The organism is Geomicrobium sp. JSM 1781026 (assembly GCF_041949955.1).
Taxonomy (GTDB): domain Bacteria; phylum Bacillota; class Bacilli; order Bacillales; family Marinococcaceae; genus Geomicrobium_A.
Window position 1 is genome coordinate 12,574 of record NZ_JBHFQF010000002.1, and the last position, 15,960, is coordinate 28,533.

Annotated in this window: 13 protein-coding genes; 9 read left to right on the plus strand and 4 right to left on the minus strand. The window is 46.9% G+C overall.

What is annotated here, in order from left to right:
• Nucleotides 1-124: 124 nt before the first annotated feature.
• The 7 genes from ACE1TF_RS03015 to ACE1TF_RS03045 all read left to right on the plus strand — a co-directional run bounded on the left by ACE1TF_RS03015 (nucleotide 125) and on the right by ACE1TF_RS03045 (nucleotide 9,412).
• Nucleotides 125-1,342, plus strand: coding sequence for a vWA domain-containing protein (locus ACE1TF_RS03015; RefSeq protein ID WP_042398041.1), 1,218 nt, complete (start codon nucleotides 125-127; stop codon nucleotides 1,340-1,342).
• Between the two features lie 1,030 nt (nucleotides 1,343-2,372).
• On the plus strand, nucleotides 2,373-5,408 hold the full coding sequence (locus ACE1TF_RS03020; protein WP_375014127.1) for a gamma-glutamyltransferase: 3,036 nt from the start codon (nucleotides 2,373-2,375) through the stop codon (nucleotides 5,406-5,408).
• Between the two features lie 99 nt (nucleotides 5,409-5,507).
• Nucleotides 5,508-6,164: a hypothetical protein gene (locus ACE1TF_RS03025; protein WP_375014129.1), complete on the plus strand. Its 657-nt coding sequence runs from the start codon at nucleotides 5,508-5,510 to the stop codon at nucleotides 6,162-6,164.
• An 84-nt stretch (nucleotides 6,165-6,248) separates the two neighbouring features.
• Entirely contained in the window at nucleotides 6,249-6,803 is a 555-nt protein-coding gene (locus ACE1TF_RS03030; protein WP_375014131.1) for a helix-turn-helix domain-containing protein, read from the plus strand.
• Between the two features lie 65 nt (nucleotides 6,804-6,868).
• Complete coding sequence (locus ACE1TF_RS03035) at nucleotides 6,869-7,483, plus strand: lysoplasmalogenase (protein WP_375014133.1); 615 nt, start codon at nucleotides 6,869-6,871, stop codon at nucleotides 7,481-7,483.
• 10 nt (nucleotides 7,484-7,493) lie between these two features.
• On the plus strand, nucleotides 7,494-8,441 hold the full coding sequence (locus tag ACE1TF_RS03040) for an alpha/beta fold hydrolase (protein ID WP_375014135.1): 948 nt from the start codon (nucleotides 7,494-7,496) through the stop codon (nucleotides 8,439-8,441).
• The gene (locus ACE1TF_RS03045) at nucleotides 8,438-9,412 is read left to right on the plus strand and encodes a 2-hydroxyacid dehydrogenase (RefSeq protein WP_375014137.1); all 975 of its coding nucleotides are present in this window, start codon (nucleotides 8,438-8,440) and stop codon (nucleotides 9,410-9,412) included. The genes ACE1TF_RS03040 and ACE1TF_RS03045 overlap by 4 nt, the downstream gene beginning before the upstream one ends.
• Here the strand turns inward: ACE1TF_RS03045 and crcB are convergent.
• From crcB to gnd, 4 genes are all read right to left on the minus strand, one after another.
• Entirely contained in the window at nucleotides 9,393-9,755 is a 363-nt protein-coding gene (gene crcB, locus ACE1TF_RS03050; RefSeq protein ID WP_375014139.1) for a fluoride efflux transporter CrcB, read from the minus strand. The genes ACE1TF_RS03045 and crcB overlap by 20 nt on opposite strands.
• Nucleotides 9,752-10,144 carry a fluoride efflux transporter FluC gene (locus ACE1TF_RS03055; RefSeq protein ID WP_375014142.1) on the minus strand — a complete coding sequence of 131 codons (393 nt, stop codon included), beginning with the start codon at nucleotides 10,142-10,144 and terminating at the stop codon, nucleotides 9,752-9,754. Before ACE1TF_RS03055 ends, crcB begins: the two co-directional genes overlap by 4 nt.
• Before the next feature lie 611 nt (nucleotides 10,145-10,755).
• Nucleotides 10,756-12,252: a gluconokinase gene (locus tag ACE1TF_RS03060; protein WP_375014144.1), complete on the minus strand. Its 1,497-nt coding sequence runs from the start codon at nucleotides 12,250-12,252 to the stop codon at nucleotides 10,756-10,758.
• 18 nt (nucleotides 12,253-12,270) lie between these two features.
• The gene (gene gnd / locus ACE1TF_RS03065) at nucleotides 12,271-13,170 is read right to left on the minus strand and encodes a phosphogluconate dehydrogenase (NAD(+)-dependent, decarboxylating) (protein ID WP_375014146.1); all 900 of its coding nucleotides are present in this window, start codon (nucleotides 13,168-13,170) and stop codon (nucleotides 12,271-12,273) included.
• 233 nt (nucleotides 13,171-13,403) lie between these two features.
• Between gnd and dgoD the strand changes: the two genes are divergently transcribed.
• Together dgoD and ACE1TF_RS03075 are read left to right on the plus strand one after the other, a co-directional pair.
• The gene (gene dgoD, locus ACE1TF_RS03070) at nucleotides 13,404-14,552 is read left to right on the plus strand and encodes a galactonate dehydratase (protein ID WP_375014148.1); all 1,149 of its coding nucleotides are present in this window, start codon (nucleotides 13,404-13,406) and stop codon (nucleotides 14,550-14,552) included.
• 35 nt (nucleotides 14,553-14,587) lie between these two features.
• A complete protein-coding gene (locus tag ACE1TF_RS03075; RefSeq protein ID WP_375014150.1) occupies nucleotides 14,588-15,937 on the plus strand; it encodes a GntP family permease in 1,350 nt (449 codons plus the stop codon).
• Nucleotides 15,938-15,960: the final 23 nt, after the last annotated feature.

Below are 15,960 nucleotides of genomic sequence, written 5' to 3' on the forward strand. Positions count from 1 at the left end.
GAGCGTTTGATCACATACATTGCAAAAGATGGCAGGAAATGAATTTCCAGATAGAGTAGATTCTGAACACGTTTTCGTATAGAATCAAGTTGATAATGCTCAGACGAGGCAGGTGAACGAGCAAGTGAAACGCTTTCTACTATTGATGGGTTGTGCAGCCATGCTTGCTGCCTGTACCGTTGAAGAAGAACAATTTGAACCTGAAGAGCAGGAAGAAATTGATGAACATTCATATGACTTTGGCTCATTTGATCGCTTTACGAGCACATCTCCTGCAGAATGGATGCAGGCAGAACCTGGTGATTATCATACAGAAGACTTTGATGATGAAGAAGTGCTTGAAATACTAAGAGAGTCTGCGGATTTAGGAGTGTCAGATGAAGAACTATTCTATCAGATGTTGGACCTTGCAGCTTTTGATTACCGAGACGATTACACGTATTTCATGCAATTCGATGAGATTCAATCAGAAATTGCATCTGTAGGGGCAAACTTGATGGATGAAGGCATGCAAGTGAACATCCACTTGCTTTACGATGCCAACATCGGCACGGATGCTGACGATGAAGTATTAGGGCTTTTACAAGATTTCATGCAGGACATGCCGGACGATACAAATGTATCCCTCTTGAGCTACGGCGCGGAAGCAGAGAGTGGCGAACGTTCTTGCGACAGTATTCATGAGATTCATCCGCTTGACAGTTACGATGAGCGTCTACTTCAGGAGGGGGTTGGCATTGAGCCTGGGGCGTCAGTTCCGCTCTCTAGCGCACTGAATGAAGTTGAAGTTCATTACAGTGATTATGAAAAAACAATCGTGTATGTCGTTGCTTCCGGTGCGGATACGTGTGGTGGCGATCCGGCTCATGCAGCTGAAATGTTAGATGCTGTCGTCCATGTAATTGGGTACAACGTCGACCCGAATGAACGGGAAGCTCTTGAGAGCGTTGCATCTAGCAGTGAAGGCACATTTACACACGTGGAGGAAGTCGAAGGCTTCCAGCGTGTAATTCAGGAAGCGTCGATCTACACGATTCAAGCGTGGAGAGACTGGCAAGTTGAATTCATCGAAGACAAGCGGGCACAGCAAATGGAACATATCGATGATTCCAGGGAACGGCAAGATGAGATGAATGAACGAACGAGAGAAGAACAAGATCGTCTACGCCATTTAACCGATCAGCTTGAAGAAGAAGGCTATCGTGTCAATGGGGCATACATTCGCTCCATGATCAATGAGCGAGCTGTGTCCCTTCGAACGTACATGTTTGAAACAGCAATTGAATTTCGAGACGAAGCGTTTCAAGCAAGCTTAGATCCGATTGAAGAAGATCAAGAATAGACATGAACAAAAAACCATCTATATGAAGAAGTCTGATTTTGAGCTTGTATCTGCTCTCAACCATTGTTGAGGTAGTGTTTGCTCAGATATACTTCTAGCTGTATAACATTTGGTGATTTATAGGAGATCGGCGATCTAGATCGCGGTAAAAAGGCTGATTTCACCCGATGCGGGTGAAATCAGCCTTTTGCGCGCTAGTTTCCCTCATCTGCGCTCAATCCGCCAAACTCCTGCGCAGTTTGTTCGAACTGGAGCGCAGATTCCAGGCTGAAGTGCCAACGACACGTCGGCCCCAGCGGGGCCGAAACGAAACCGCACTCGGTTCGGCGTGGCTCGCGCCGACGTCTTGTGGGTACTTCGGCTCGGGGATGTACACGTGACCCGGTAATCTGTTACCGAGTTCGCTCATTCTGTTCCCTAGTTTATGTGAATAGCCCACTTTTCCAGCGATTTCCCCCAACTTGAGAACTGATCGACCGCAACTCGAGTACAGTTCCCATTTGACTAAGCCGACACCGATTCTTTAGGAGATGCTTTCGTTCAACATATACAGATCACTTCAGATCGCTATAGAGCACTATTGCTTCCCTCACTCTGGGCGATCTATGAACGTTTGTTTCTGTGCTGCAGAACTATTCACTCTGTTTGTCCATGTAAACCTCAAGAGCTAGCAACCATCATCGGCACATCTGGTGCCGATGATAAAACGAACGAGACGTCAGCATGACTCATGCTGACGTCTCGTTTTCCTATATGACAAAAAAGGTCGTAGAACTACTTACGCCGAGCGAAAGAAATGAGGTTTGATGCAATTTCAACATCAAGAACTAGTGAATTTCATTATTGCAACCCATCTAGGTACGTCTATGATGGGTTTTTTGTCCCTCAAAATCGTTAATTTAACGGACTGGAGACGATATATATTCCTAATAATCGACCATTTTTTTCTACTTGCTAGGGAATAATACCTGTTATAGTATGCCTATATAGGAATTAATCATCAATTTAAGGAAGGTATTGGAGGGTTTTGATGAAACGGCGACATCAAAAGTGGGGAAGTTTAGTATTGCTCGGTGGTGTGATGGGTGCCACGCTTGGAGTGGACCACGGGCTTGCGAACAGCGGCCACGAAATGTCAGGCTTTGGCGGGGCGGTGTCTTCTGAAGACGAGCATGCGAGTCAAGCGGGGATGGATATGTTAAACAACGGCGGCAATGCTGTAGATGCAGCGATTGCAGTTGCAGCCATGCAAGGGGTTACCCGCCCGTACTCTGGAGGTATTGGTGGAGGCGGAGTGATGAACCTTTACTTAAAAGAGACAGATGAACATATTATGATTAATAGTTTGCCAGTTACGCCAGCGTCTTTTCATGATCGTACATATTTTAATGAGCAAACGGGTAGTTTGTACAATCAAGCGACTCGTACGAGTAGTGGAGCGGCTTTTTCAATCCCGGGTACGGTCAAGCATTGGGAGCATGTGATTGAGGAATACGGTTCTTTGCCAATGGAAGATGTGCTAAGTCCGGCCATTGAATTGGCAAGGTCGGGGTTTGTTGCAGATGCAAATTATGTGAGTGAAACGAATCGACATGCGGATCGGTTTCGACTGTTCACCTCTTCCAGTGATTTATTTTTAGACGGTGGTTCGGTTCCCGCAGCCGGAGATACGATTACGAATCGTGACTTGGCTCGTTCATATGAATTAATTGCCGAGCACGGGGCCAGCGTATTTTATGATGGAGAGATTGCGGATGCAATGAGAGATACCATCAATGAACCCCCAACGGTTTCTAATCCTAGTTTGAACGTATTAGCGGGAGATGTGACGAGCGCTGATTTTTCAAATTATGAAATTATTGAAGAGGAGCCGATTCACTCTACCTATCGTGAATATGATGTATACGGCGCACCACCTGCTTCTAGTGGTGGTGTGACGATTGCTTCAATGTTGAACATGTTAGAAAATGAAAACCTATCAAACATGTCCAAAGAGGACGCGTATCATTATTATTTGGAGTCCAGTCGGTATGCGTTTGCGGATCGAAGAGCTTATTTAGGGGACCCGGAGGTTTCAGATGTCCCTGTCAATGAGCTCCTCTCGGACCGGTATACGCAATTTCGCCACAGCCAACTAGGCGAGCGAGCCGCGATCGGTCAAGTGCCGCCAGGTAACCCACGAGGTGTTTTAGAAAGCTCACCGAACTTGGCGTATGATTTTGATGAGGAAAACGGACAAGAATGGTCAAAAGAAGCGTTCTATCGATTAGATTATGGACCGGCCAACAGTCCATTTGATGCCGATTTCAACGTGCGAAATGGGCAAGGAGAGATCTCTCTATCAGAACGTTTGCCGACACGCGGTAGTGCGTATGGAAGGGCAGCGGCGAATGTAGAGCCTTCGTATGAGCAGGAGGTTCGCTTAACCGTAAATGCCGACCATACCGATAGCGACCAGCGATTGCGGCTATTTTTAGCCGGTGACGTTTGGCAGTCTGGAGCGAGTCAACCTGAGAATGGTTACGGACTAGAACTGCGTCTGGACCGGGATGAAATCCGTCTGTTTAGCATTGTTGATGGGACGAGCCATACATTGCAAACGACTTCTTATGCTTTAGAGGATCGCGATCATGAGCTTGCGTTCGTTCATACGAACAATCACTTGTATGCAAAAGCTTGGGTATTTGGGGAAGAGGAGCCTCGGGAGTGGACGCTGTCTTCGAGGTTGAGCGAACCAACGACGATCAACCAACCGGGCCGGTTCATGCTCAGTGCGATCAACTTTAGTTACGATAATACGCAGCAGTTTACGTTAGATGGTGTGAATGTCCGCTCATTAGACAGTGACCGTGTCCGCACGCTTCGCTCCGAACAAGAAGCAGAACCGGCAGAGCCCCAAGAGTTACCTGATGAAGAAGCGGATGGATTTGAAATTGAAGAAGAACGAAGCGATGAATCGACAATACATTTAGCCACATCGGACGCCGAAGGAAATGTCGTCAGTTATACGAATACGATCGTGTCGATCGGTGGCAACGGCATGATAGTGCCTGGGTACGGATTTCTATTAAACAACGACGCGTACAACCGCATACCTACTGAACACCCAACTCACCCGAACTACCCGCAGCCAGGGATGAGAACACTCAGTAGCATGAGCCCAACGATTGTGATGAAAGACGGGGATCCTGTCGTCACCGTTGGCGCACCGGGTAGCGACACAATCATCACGACGGTCACCCAAATCTTAATGAATCACTTAGATCGGGACATGTCGCTCACCGAAGCAATTGAAGAGCCGAGAATTACACAAAGAAATAATTTTAACGCTCACACCGAATACGAAGGCCGGTATGGAAGGGAAACCTCTGACCTTAGAAAGGCGTTAGAAGATCGGGGTCATATCGTTCGAGAAGGTCTGCACGAAATCGGAGCGGCGACAGGCATTGCTTTTCATGAAGATGGTCGTGTGAGTGCAGCAGCAGAGGCCGAGCGCCGTGGTGGTGGCTCTGCACTCGTGCAACAACAATTGTTTTCAGATGTGCCTCCAGGTACACATGCATACGATGCCATTATGAATTTAACTGCACAAGGAATTCTAACTGGGTATTCTGACGGCACGTATCGACGGTCGCAAACCTTGAATCGTGGGCAATCGGCTCGCATTATTGCTCGGGCACTTGAGCTGCCCATCCCAGAAGAGGTGACCGAGTCGCCGTTCGCTGACGTAACCGCTAGCAATGTGTATGCCGATGTAGCGACCGTCATGAAAGAAACAGGCATTATGGTCGGTCAACAAAACAATACGACTTTTAACGCTGGCGCAGGTTTGACGAGAGAGCAAATGGCGAGTGTGCTCGTCAGAGCCTTTGACTTGGAGTCGCTCGAAGGGAATCCAGAAGTGATTGACTTGAACGACAGCTCAGATGTACACCGAGAAAACATTTTAATTTTAACGGAGCATGGAATTACCCAAACCGAAGACCGACGATTCCGACCACGTGAAATTGTGAACCGCGGTCAAATGGCATTGTTTATTGATCGGATCCTCACAAGTGAAGAATAACTGATACGGCCACAATCCCTTAAGGGATTATGGCCGTATCCCATTGTAATCAGAAGATTATGATATGATAACAGGAGACATTTACAAGGTGGTTAGCGAATGACGGGCAGCGGAGGAAAGCCAAATGTTCAGATTGCCTATGAGATCGGCATGTTCTTTCTTGCCGCTTTTTCGGTGTCGACGCTTTGGGTAAATACGGGCGTGGACGATTATATTGTGTGGGGAACGTGGGCGGCGTTTTTTGTTGATTTCCTCGTGCGTATTATAAAAAGTGAAGATCGTGTGGAGTTCCTGAAGGCAAACCCGCTTATTGTTGTGGCTGCCATACCGCTAGACGCGATTTTTCAGTTGGCGAGGTTCGCAAGAATCTTGCATCTTCTGCGACTGAAAACCATTACGAAATACTACACAATGCCACTTATTAAGTTTTTGAAAAAGCAAAAACTGTACGTCGTGTTAGGTGGGGCAACGCTGTTCATCTTATTGCTTGTCATCCCTCTTTACGTTGCGGAAAGTGAGCTTTCTTCATTTTTTGAAACGATCTACGTGAGCTTCTTTTCCGTTGTTGTCTTCTATGCGGCGGGCTTTGAACCTGAAACGCTCATCGGCATTATCATCACCGTCATCTATTCAATCCTCGGTGTTATGCTGCACGGTCTCATCATTAGTACGGTGTTTGACCGCGTGTTTAATTCTGATTGGTTCCAAACGTACTGGCAAAAAGCGAAGAAAAAGAAGGAAGATATTGCGTCGTGAACCAACGGTTGACACGGGCAACGAACGGTTCATCGCTAAATGCAACAACTTGCCGTAAGGTGGTGAAGAAGGAGGAGAGAGCTAATGAAATTACATGAACACATTCGTCGATTAAGAATGGAACATGGCCTTTCTCAAGAGCAATTAGCGTTAAAGCTCCACGTCACGAGGCAAGCGGTCTACAAGTGGGAGAACGAAAAGGCTTATCCCGATATTGAGAGGCTTGTGGAGTTAAGTCGCATTTTCGATGTAACGATTGATGAGTTGGTAAAGGGAGACGCGCAGTTTCGAGAACGAATCAAGGTGAGGAACCCTCTTCTGAAAAATACGTCCTTTCTTTCCTCGTTGCCGTATTTTAGCATTACAATTCTCCCTGTAATTGGTCCGGTCGTTGCCATGGCTGTTGGTGAGGATGAAATTAAGCGGCATGGCAAGCGTGCGTTGTTACCGCAAGTCATATTTCTCGTGCTCATCGTTGTGTTTGCGATGTTTATATTGACCGGAAGTTTGTTTTCTTTATCGGATTCGATGTTTATGACGATTGGATTGATCTGTTTTAGTCTGTTGTTCGTGTACACGGTTTCTGCGATCGTTTGGTCGTGGTTGCAAGGGTTCGCGGTTTTGCGTGTGCGGGATTAAACCGTTGATGAACGGCGCGTTACAGGGGATAATGAAGATACTGACCGGGAAGGGGGTGTGTTCTTATGCAGCGTTTAACAGGTTTGATCTTATTGATGAGTGCACTTTATATTTTCATTATTCCTTTATTAAATGTATCCACACACGTTGTTGTTCTGTTCAAAGTTATTCCGATGGTCCTTATTATTATTTATGGTCTTAACATTCGCACAAAAGGCTCGGGTATGCTCGTCATGATTGGCGTCACAGTCTGTGCAGTGGCAGATGTGGCGATTGCGTATTCGTTTATCGCTGGACTTGTCATCTTTTTGATCGGTCATTTATTTTATATTCCTGCGTTTTGGCATGCACGAAAAAGAGAGGCCAATCGTGTATTGGCTGTCGGAATCATTTTCATTTATATCGTATTTATTGGCTTTTTTATTATTCGTGCTTTAGTAGAATCAGGCGACATTGCTATGGTTGTTCCTGTCGTATTGTACATAGTGGTCATTGGTTCGATGGGAATTACAGCAATGCTTACGAGAAACCGCTTGGCGATTTTCGGGGCAGCTTTGTTTATTATTTCCGATAGTTTCTTGGCGTGGAACCGTTTCGTAGAATCTTTGGAACTGTCGCATGTTCTTATTATGGCAACGTATTATAGTGCACAGTATTTTATCGTAAAGAGCAGATTGTAGGAGGGCTTGGATGTTTACACAAAAAGAGTATGTGGAGATTGACGGACATGAGCACGGAATGATTATTGAAGGAACCGATAAAGAAAATCCAATATTACTGTTTGTACATGGGGGGCCAGGATTTCCTGAATACCCATTAATGGCGGCTGAAAAATTAGCGTGGCTTGAAGATGTGACGGTCTGTTATTGGGACCAACCAGGTGCGGGCATGTCTTATAACCCGAAAACACAAGGAGAGCTTTCGATTGATCGTTACGTGAAGGATTGTTTAGCAATCACTAAACATGTAAAACAGCAATGGAAACGCGAGAAGATTTATTTGTTCGGGCATTCGTGGGGTAGTATGATTGCCTGCCTAACAGCCTATGCACATCCCGAGCATTTTCATGCGTTGATTACATCGGGGCAGATGGGTAGACACCGTGAATCAACGAAAGATACACTCAAGTTTTTGGAACGAAGTGCAGCGGTTCGAGGAGAACATGGGGTAGTAAAGCGCGTCAAAAAAGTGAAAGTTGATGACACGTTACATGAAAATGCCGATTACCGAATGCTGCTTGGGAAAGTGAATAAGTACGGCGGCGGGATGAAGAAAAGCGGTTACTCAAACACGAACAGCCTCGTTGATATTATGAAATGTCGTGCGTACACGCTGCGGGAACGAATGAACATCTTGCCTGGTGCGGCGCTAACGTATAAACAAGTGGGGAAAGAAATGATGGACGTAGACGTGGCTGAACGAACGAAACGTTTTGAAATGCCTGTTTATATTATGCACGGACGGTATGACTACCAGACGAGTCTTTTGGAAGCCGAGCGCTTCTTTGAAAAGATCGATGCCCCGCATAAGGATTTCCATGTGTTTGAGAATAGTGCGCATACGCCATTTATAGAGGAACAAGATAAGTTCATACAATTATTTCAACAAATTTTGCAAAATGATGGAGTGACGTCGTGAAGCCTTACGTGTTTGTCGGACATCCGATTGAACGAGAAACCCGAGACTACCTCGAACAACATTTTGAGCTGGCGGTGTGGAATGAGCCCAACAAAAAAGTACCCGCGGAACGTTTGCGTGATGAGTTGCAACGAGCAGAAGGGGCGATGCTAACGTCTACACGAGTTGATGCTCAGCTGTTAGCCGATGCTAAGAAGCTAAAAGTCGTTAGCACGGTTAGTGTCGGTTATGATGCGTTTGATATCGACGCGTTTCAAGAGTACGGGGTGCTTGCGACGCATACGCCTTATGTGCTCGATGAAACAGTGGCTGACCTCGTGCTTGGCCTGATGATTTCTTCGAGTCGTCGAATTGCTGAGTTACATGAGTATATTAAAAAAGGTGAGTGGCAGCCAGAACCAGATAGCACATTTTTTGGTCAAGACTTGCATCATCGCACACTCGGCATTATTGGCATGGGGCGTATTGGAGAGAAAGTTGTCAGACGGGCCCGCCTCGGATTTGAAATGGACGTCGTGTATCACAACCGTCGCCGCCAACCGGAAGTGGAGCAAAATTACGAGGCGCGGTACATGGAACTGGATGATCTGCTCCAACATGCTGATATTGTCGTTGTGATGGTTCCGTTAACAGAAGAGACGACAGGGCTCATTAGTACACGAGAATTTGGGCTTATGAAGCCGACGAGTGTACTCGTTAATGCTGCGCGTGGCCCTGTCGTAGATGAAGGTGCGCTCGTCACGGCGTTACGAGAGAAGCAAATCTTTGCAGCGGGTCTAGACGTCTTTGATCAGGAGCCACTGCCTGCCGATCACCCGTTGTTATTACTAGATAACGTCACATTGACCCCGCACATCGGATCAAGTACACATGAAACGACGCGAGAGATGGAAATGTGTGCGGCGAAAAACCTTGTGCAAGCGTTACAAGGAGACACACCCCAGGACTTGATTAAAGAATTGAAAGACTGAGCCCGATTAGAAAACCAACGACGGACCCGAGTAAAGTTAGGCTTACGTAAATGAGTAAAGGGAGGTAGCGACGTTGCTCGAGTAGCTCCAGTGCTTCCACACTGAATGTCGAGAACGTCGTGAATCCTCCGAAAAATCCGATGGCAATGAGTGCGTGTACAATACTTTCGTCTGCTGTTGACCATGCATACCACGCGCCGAGGCCGAAAGAACCTACAATGTTTACGATGATCATTGCAAGAGGAACCGGTGTGTGGGGTGTTTGGCGTTGAATGGCATTGCCAAGGATCAGCCGCAAAACCGCACCGGCAGCTCCTCCGAAAAACACAGCGAATACGGTCATTGATTTGCTCCTCCTGCCCATTTTTGTCCACACACCAACCCGCAAAATGAGAAGCAGATGCCTCCAACGAGTGACACGATCATATAGACGCCAGCGAAAACCAGGTGCTGGTCTGTGATGAGAAACACCCCATCCGCTGCAAAGGCGGACATCGTTGAGAGCCCCCCACAAAAACCAACGCCAAACCCAGCGCGCAACCATTCGGGAAACGAGCGGTTGAGCACCGCACCTACGAGCGCCCCGAGCAAGAAGCTCGCAATAAGGTTTACGATGATCGTGCCTAACGGGCCATGCGTGAGCGGGCTCATCATATGTATGCCATAACGCAAGCTACTGCCGAGCCCGCCACCAATCGCAACCGCACCGATCAAGATGGATTGTTGTTTCATTGCTGAACTCCTTGTTTTCTGCCGTTTGTATCATTATAGGAAGAAATGAACGCTCGTACGAACGTAAATTAATTGTAAAAATTCTTAATATATTGTAATTTTTGTTGCAAGTGGATGACTTTAAATGATGCTTTTGTATTGGAGTGGTAACGAATGTTCTCAAGAAATTTTAACATATTATTATCAGGTGTATTCGATAAAAGAGGATAACAAGCTTGCCGTAAATGAGTAAATTGAATAATTGTGAGATGGGATTTTAGTGGGTACTGCCCCCCTTGATGACGTAGCTTACTGAAAAACGTATAACCGTGTTTCTCTTGTTATAAATAGAGAATCCCATCATAGACAGGATCTATGATGGGATTCTCTGAAATATCGAGCCGATTTTTGCAGGAATCCCCACATAGAAAGGCGATATTCCCACATAGGCGGTTCTATGTGGGAATAATTGACGAATGCAACGCTCAATGTTGTTGGAATCCCCACATACGCACGGCCAGAGGGTTCGCGTGAACGAGTGATTCGCTTTTTTCAGTCCCTTTGTTTACCGCAGTTTACACCGCTTGAAAAACCCATTTCTAAAAAATGAAGAAATGGGTAGGGTAGAAAAGTTATCGACTAGTTGCTGCAGCTTGTTGCAAACGATATAACCGCTCGTAATGGGGAGACAAGCTCCGAATTAGTTCTAAATATAGCGAGCTATAGTCGCGATAGGTGGTTGCAGTTGTTGCATCTGGCACAACCGTTTCTTCTCGAGTTTTACGATTTTTAAAATGAGAGAGCTGCTCAATGTCTCCGAGTGTGTACATGCTCAAGATCACAGCGCCGAATGCCGAGCTTTCATAAGAGGGAGAGAAATGAAGCGGTTGATCAAAAATATCCGCTGCCATCTGTTTCCATGTCTCTGAGCGGGAGAACCCCCCGGAAGCGTAAATGGCGTTTGGAACTCCGATTAATTCTTGCAAGGCAAGCAAGACGCTATAAATGTTGAACGTGACCCCTTCTAACGCAGCCCGAATCATATCTTCGCGCGTATGGGTGCGGGTGAGTCCAATATAAGATGCGGTCGCTTCCGGGTTCCAAAGCGGCGCACGTTCACCGGTCAAAAACGGCAAAAAGAGCAAACCATTTGACCCTGCCGGCACACGTTCGGCGAGCGATATCGCCGCCTCTGTCGCATTCTCGCTCGTCATGGTGTCATCTTTAATGAGTTCTTCGACAACCCATTGAAGGGCAATGCCACCATTGTTAATCGGACCGCCAATAATCCATAGATCATCTGTTAGTAAGTAGCAGAACGTCCTGCCTTTGGCATCCACGTGTGGCGCGCGAGATGCACTACGAATCGCCGCGCTCGTTCCGATTGTTAGCGCCACTTCCCCTTCATCAATGGCGCCAACGCCTAAGTTGGACAGAACGCCATCGCTTGCTCCGATAATGTATGGAGTCTCTTCTCTATAGAACGTATACGATGTTGGGACAAGCGTCGGAAGTTGCTCTAGGGAAATACCTGCATAAGCGGCAATGTCTTCATCCCACTCGCGTGTGTGAATGTTCATCAGTCCAGTAGCGCTTGCAATCGACTCGTCCATCACAAATTCCCCGAATAGTTTAAAGAGGATATATTCTTTAATCCCAACGATTTTTGCGGTTTTTTCTAGCAATGGTGCTTGATGATCATTCATCCACACGAGCTTGGCGAACGGAGACATCGGGTGAATCGGTGTTCCCGTACGTTCATAAAAATCCTGCCCCCGCTCCGTCTGTTGCAGCGCTTTCGTTTCTTTTGCGCTTCGTTTGTCCGCCCATGTGATCAACTGTGTCAGAGGTTCTCCTGACTCATCGACACACATCATACTGTGCATAGCAGAACTAAAACTCACCGCACGCACACGCGTCCCTTCGTCTGCCAGAAACGCAAGTGCTTGCTCGAGTACGCCCATCGTTTTCTCATAGATGAGGTTTGCATCTTGTTCGGCGGCGTCCGGAGTCGGGCTTCGCATTGGGTACGTCTCGTACGCTTTGAATCTCTCCGTCCCTTCTTGATCGAATACAACGGCTTTGACGCCGGTTGTTCCAATGTCCACGCCGATATAATGATTGTCCATGTCAATCACCTGCTTCCACTACTCTTTTTTCTCAATCGCATGACCGCCAAACTGATGGCGCAATGCAGCGACTACCTTTCCGTGAAACGGGTCGTCATCTAGTGAGCGGTAGCGCATCAACTGCGACATTGCAATGACGGGGGCACTTGCTTGATAGTCTAAAGCCGCTTCTACTGTCCATTTGCCTTCTCCGGAAGAATGCATCACGCCTTTAATGCTCTCTAGTTTTGGCTCGTCTTTAAATGCTTCTGCGGTTAATTCCATTAACCATCCTCGAATGACAGAGCCGTGATTCCACATGTCGGCAACGCTCTCGTAATGATATTCGAATGGCCCTTTTTCTAGGAGCTCAAACCCTTCGCCAATGCTTTGCATCATTCCGTATTCGATGCCATTGTGAATCATTTTTAAATAGTGTCCGCTCCCGACTTCCCCAGTGAGTAAAAATCCATTCTCAATTGTAATGGCTTCAAAGACCGCTTTGACGCGATCGGCTGCTTCCTCATCCGCGCCTACCATTGCACAGAGCCCATTTCTAGCACCAGAAATGCCCCCAGACGTCCCGCTATCTGCAAACAGAATCCCAGTGTCTTTTAACTGTTCGTGACGACGTAATGTATCGCGGTAATGGGCGTTTCCAGCATCAATAATGAGGTCATCGGGTGCTAGTTTCCCGCGTAATTCCTGAAATACGTCTTCGGTAATGTCTCCAGCAGGCACGAGCAAAATGAGGGTGCGCGGGGTCTCAAGAGCGTTCAGGAGATCATCAATCGTTTCCGCGGTCCCCCCACCAGCTGCCTGCAATGTATTCCTTGCTTCCGGTTGTTGGTCCAATCCAACAACATCGATGTTACGATCCATAAGCTGTAAAGATAGAGACAGTCCCATCTTTCCAAGCCCAACAATGCCTACCTTCATAAAAACGCCTCCAAAGTAATGGTGTTGTTTGTATCTTATTAAAATAATTTTCATTTGTAAATGAAATGAAGAAAATATATTTCATTTTTAACCACATAGTGGTAAGATGCACTCAATCGTTTTGAAAAATAAGTAGGAATTAAAATGATAGGTGAAACCGTTTTGATAATTTCAGATCAAGAAGATGAATTTCTGAAAGCGTAACCACGAATGGAGAAAGGAAGTGACGAACGATGAAAATCGTAAACTATGAATTGTTTCAAGTACCCCCACGTTGGTTGTTTCTAAAGATCGAGACAGACGAGGGGATTACCGGTTGGGGGGAGCCGATCGTTGAAGGACGTGCGGCAACCGTGAAAGCTGCCGTTCATGAATTGATGGAATACGTCATGGACAAAAACCCACTTCATATTGAAGATCATTGGAATGTGATGTATCGCTCTGGCTTTTATCGTGGAGGTCCGATTCTCATGAGTGCAATTTCTGGAATTGATCAAGCGCTCTGGGACATTAAGGGCAAATACTATGGTGCGCCGGTCCATGAATTGCTCGGCGGTAAAGCAAGGGATTCTATTAAAGTATATTCCTGGATTGGCGGAGATCGCCCTGCAGATGTTGGGCAAGAGGCGAAGCGTGTCGTTGACCGTGGGTTCACAGCGGTAAAAATGAACGGAACGAACGAATTGCAATACGTCGATTCCTACGAAAAAATCGATCTTGTTCTGGAAAATGTTGCTGCCATTCGTGAAGCGGTAGGTCCTTATATTGGTATTGGCATCGATTTTCACGGGAGAGTCCACAAACCGATGGCGAAAATCCTTGCAAAAGAGCTTGAACCGTTCCGGCCAATGTTCATTGAGGAGCCCGTTCTCCCTGAAAATAACGAAGCGTTGCGAGAGATCGCAAACCATACCGCCATTCCGATTGCGACTGGCGAAAGAATGTATTCAAAATGGGATTTCAAGAACCTTTTGCAAAACGGTTACGTAGACATTATTCAGCCAGACCTTTCTCATGCCGGTGGCATTACGGAAAATAAGAAAATCTTGTCGATGGCAGAAGCGTTTGACGTCGCCGCCGCACCGCATTGCCCGTTAGGACCGATTGCACTTGCTGCGTGCTTACAAGTGGACGCAACGTGCCACAATGCGTTTATTCAGGAGCAAAGCCTAGGTATTCATTATAACCAAGGGTCCGATTTACTGGACTATTTGGCCGATACGAGCGTTTTTAACTATAAAGATGGGTATGTAGAGATTCCAAATCGTCCAGGTTTGGGGATTGAAATTAATGAAGCGCATGTAAGGAAAATGAGTGAAGAAGGTCACAACTGGCGAAATCCGGTTTGGAGACACACAGATGGCAGTGTTGCCGAATGGTAAGGAGTATTAATACGAAAACAAAGGGGTAATTCTCCATGTCAGGCGTAAGCTTAATAATTATTACAATTTTAGGTATCAGCTTACTTTTATACTTAATCATTCGTTCCAAAATGCAAGCGTTTTTGGCGCTGCTATTGGCGAGTATCTTCATTGGACTAATGACCGGTATGGACCCATTAGCACTGCTTGAAACGATCGAAGAAGGAATGGGTGGCGCACTTGGATTTATCGCCATTGTCGTCGGTCTTGGCGCCATGTTTGGTGAAGTGCTCAGAACATCCGGAGGAGCTGAACGGCTGGCGTTCACCCTCATTGATACATTTGGCGAGAAGCGGGCGCAATGGGCCCTCGGGTTTACAGGGCTGATCGTCGCCATTCCGGTATTCCTTGACGTTGCCCTCGTCATTTTAATTCCGATCGTCTACAGTTTGGCGATGCGTACCGGTAAGTCGTTGCTTTTTTATGCGATCCCGCTGCTCGCTGGTTTGGCGGTGGCGCATAGCTTTGTGCCACCAACGCCCGGGCCGATTGCCATTGCATCAATGTTAGGTGTTGACTTAGCTTGGATGCTCCTTTTCGGTTTTATTGCAGGTTTGCCTGCCATGATCGTCGCAGGGCCACTATTCGGTCGCTTTATCGGCAACCGTATTCACGTGCCCGTGCCTGACCACATTCGCGCGCGTGCAGAAGCCGAAGAACAAGAGACGAGCGATCTTCCTTCGTTTAAGTTAATTCTATTTATTATCTTGCTGCCACTCATCCTTATTTTAACGAATACAGCCGGAGAGCAACTATTAAATGAAGGTGCGGTCCAACAAGTATTCATGTTCATCGGACACCCGTTTGTCGCTTTAATTATCGCAACACTTTTCGCGCTGCATTTCTTAGGTCGCAAACGTGGCCTAACGAAACAACAGCTACAAGATATGTCCACGAAAGCGTTGGAACCGGCAGGAATCGTGATCCTTATTACCGGAGCGGGCGGGGTATTTAGTGAAGTGCTCATCCAAAGTGGTGTCGGTGACGTCATGGGAGACATGATGGCCGCATCTGGGTTCCCACTCGTCTTGCTCGCCTTCTTAATCGCAACCGGGGTACGCGTTGCCCAAGGTTCAGCAACCGTCGCCATGCTAACTGCGGCGGGACTCATCTCGCCAATCGTTGGTCTTGTTGACTTATCACAACCATCACTCGCTCTCATTGCCGTTGCCATCGCCTGTGGTGCGACCGTATTATCTCACGTGAACGACTCAGGTTTCTGGCTCGTTAACCGTTTCCTCGGCATGTCAGAAAAAGACACACTCAAGTCTTGGACCGTAATGGAAACCATTATCGGGGTCGTCGGATTCCTCGTCGTATTCGCACTCAGCTTTTTCTTTAACTAAGTACACATACAAACCCCATCATA

What these genes read in the sequence shown, in the direction of transcription:
- gnd (WP_375014146.1), bottom strand. Translation starts at nt 13,170, where the DNA reads ATGAAGGTAGGCATTGTTGGGCTTGGAAAGATGGGACTGTCTCTATCT.
- dgoD (WP_375014148.1), top strand. Translation starts at nt 13,404, where the DNA reads ATGAAAATCGTAAACTATGAATTGTTTCAAGTACCCCCACGTTGGTTG.
- ACE1TF_RS03060 (WP_375014144.1), bottom strand. Translation starts at nt 12,252, where the DNA reads ATGGACAATCATTATATCGGCGTGGACATTGGAACAACCGGCGTCAAA.
- ACE1TF_RS03025 (WP_375014129.1), top strand. Translation starts at nt 5,508, where the DNA reads ATGACGGGCAGCGGAGGAAAGCCAAATGTTCAGATTGCCTATGAGATC.
- ACE1TF_RS03020 (WP_375014127.1), top strand. Translation starts at nt 2,373, where the DNA reads ATGAAACGGCGACATCAAAAGTGGGGAAGTTTAGTATTGCTCGGTGGT.
- ACE1TF_RS03075 (WP_375014150.1), top strand. Translation starts at nt 14,588, where the DNA reads ATGTCAGGCGTAAGCTTAATAATTATTACAATTTTAGGTATCAGCTTA.
- crcB (WP_375014139.1), bottom strand. Translation starts at nt 9,755, where the DNA reads ATGACCGTATTCGCTGTGTTTTTCGGAGGAGCTGCCGGTGCGGTTTTG.
- ACE1TF_RS03035 (WP_375014133.1), top strand. Translation starts at nt 6,869, where the DNA reads ATGCAGCGTTTAACAGGTTTGATCTTATTGATGAGTGCACTTTATATT.
- ACE1TF_RS03030 (WP_375014131.1), top strand. Translation starts at nt 6,249, where the DNA reads ATGAAATTACATGAACACATTCGTCGATTAAGAATGGAACATGGCCTT.
- ACE1TF_RS03040 (WP_375014135.1), top strand. Translation starts at nt 7,494, where the DNA reads ATGTTTACACAAAAAGAGTATGTGGAGATTGACGGACATGAGCACGGA.
- ACE1TF_RS03055 (WP_375014142.1), bottom strand. Translation starts at nt 10,144, where the DNA reads ATGAAACAACAATCCATCTTGATCGGTGCGGTTGCGATTGGTGGCGGG.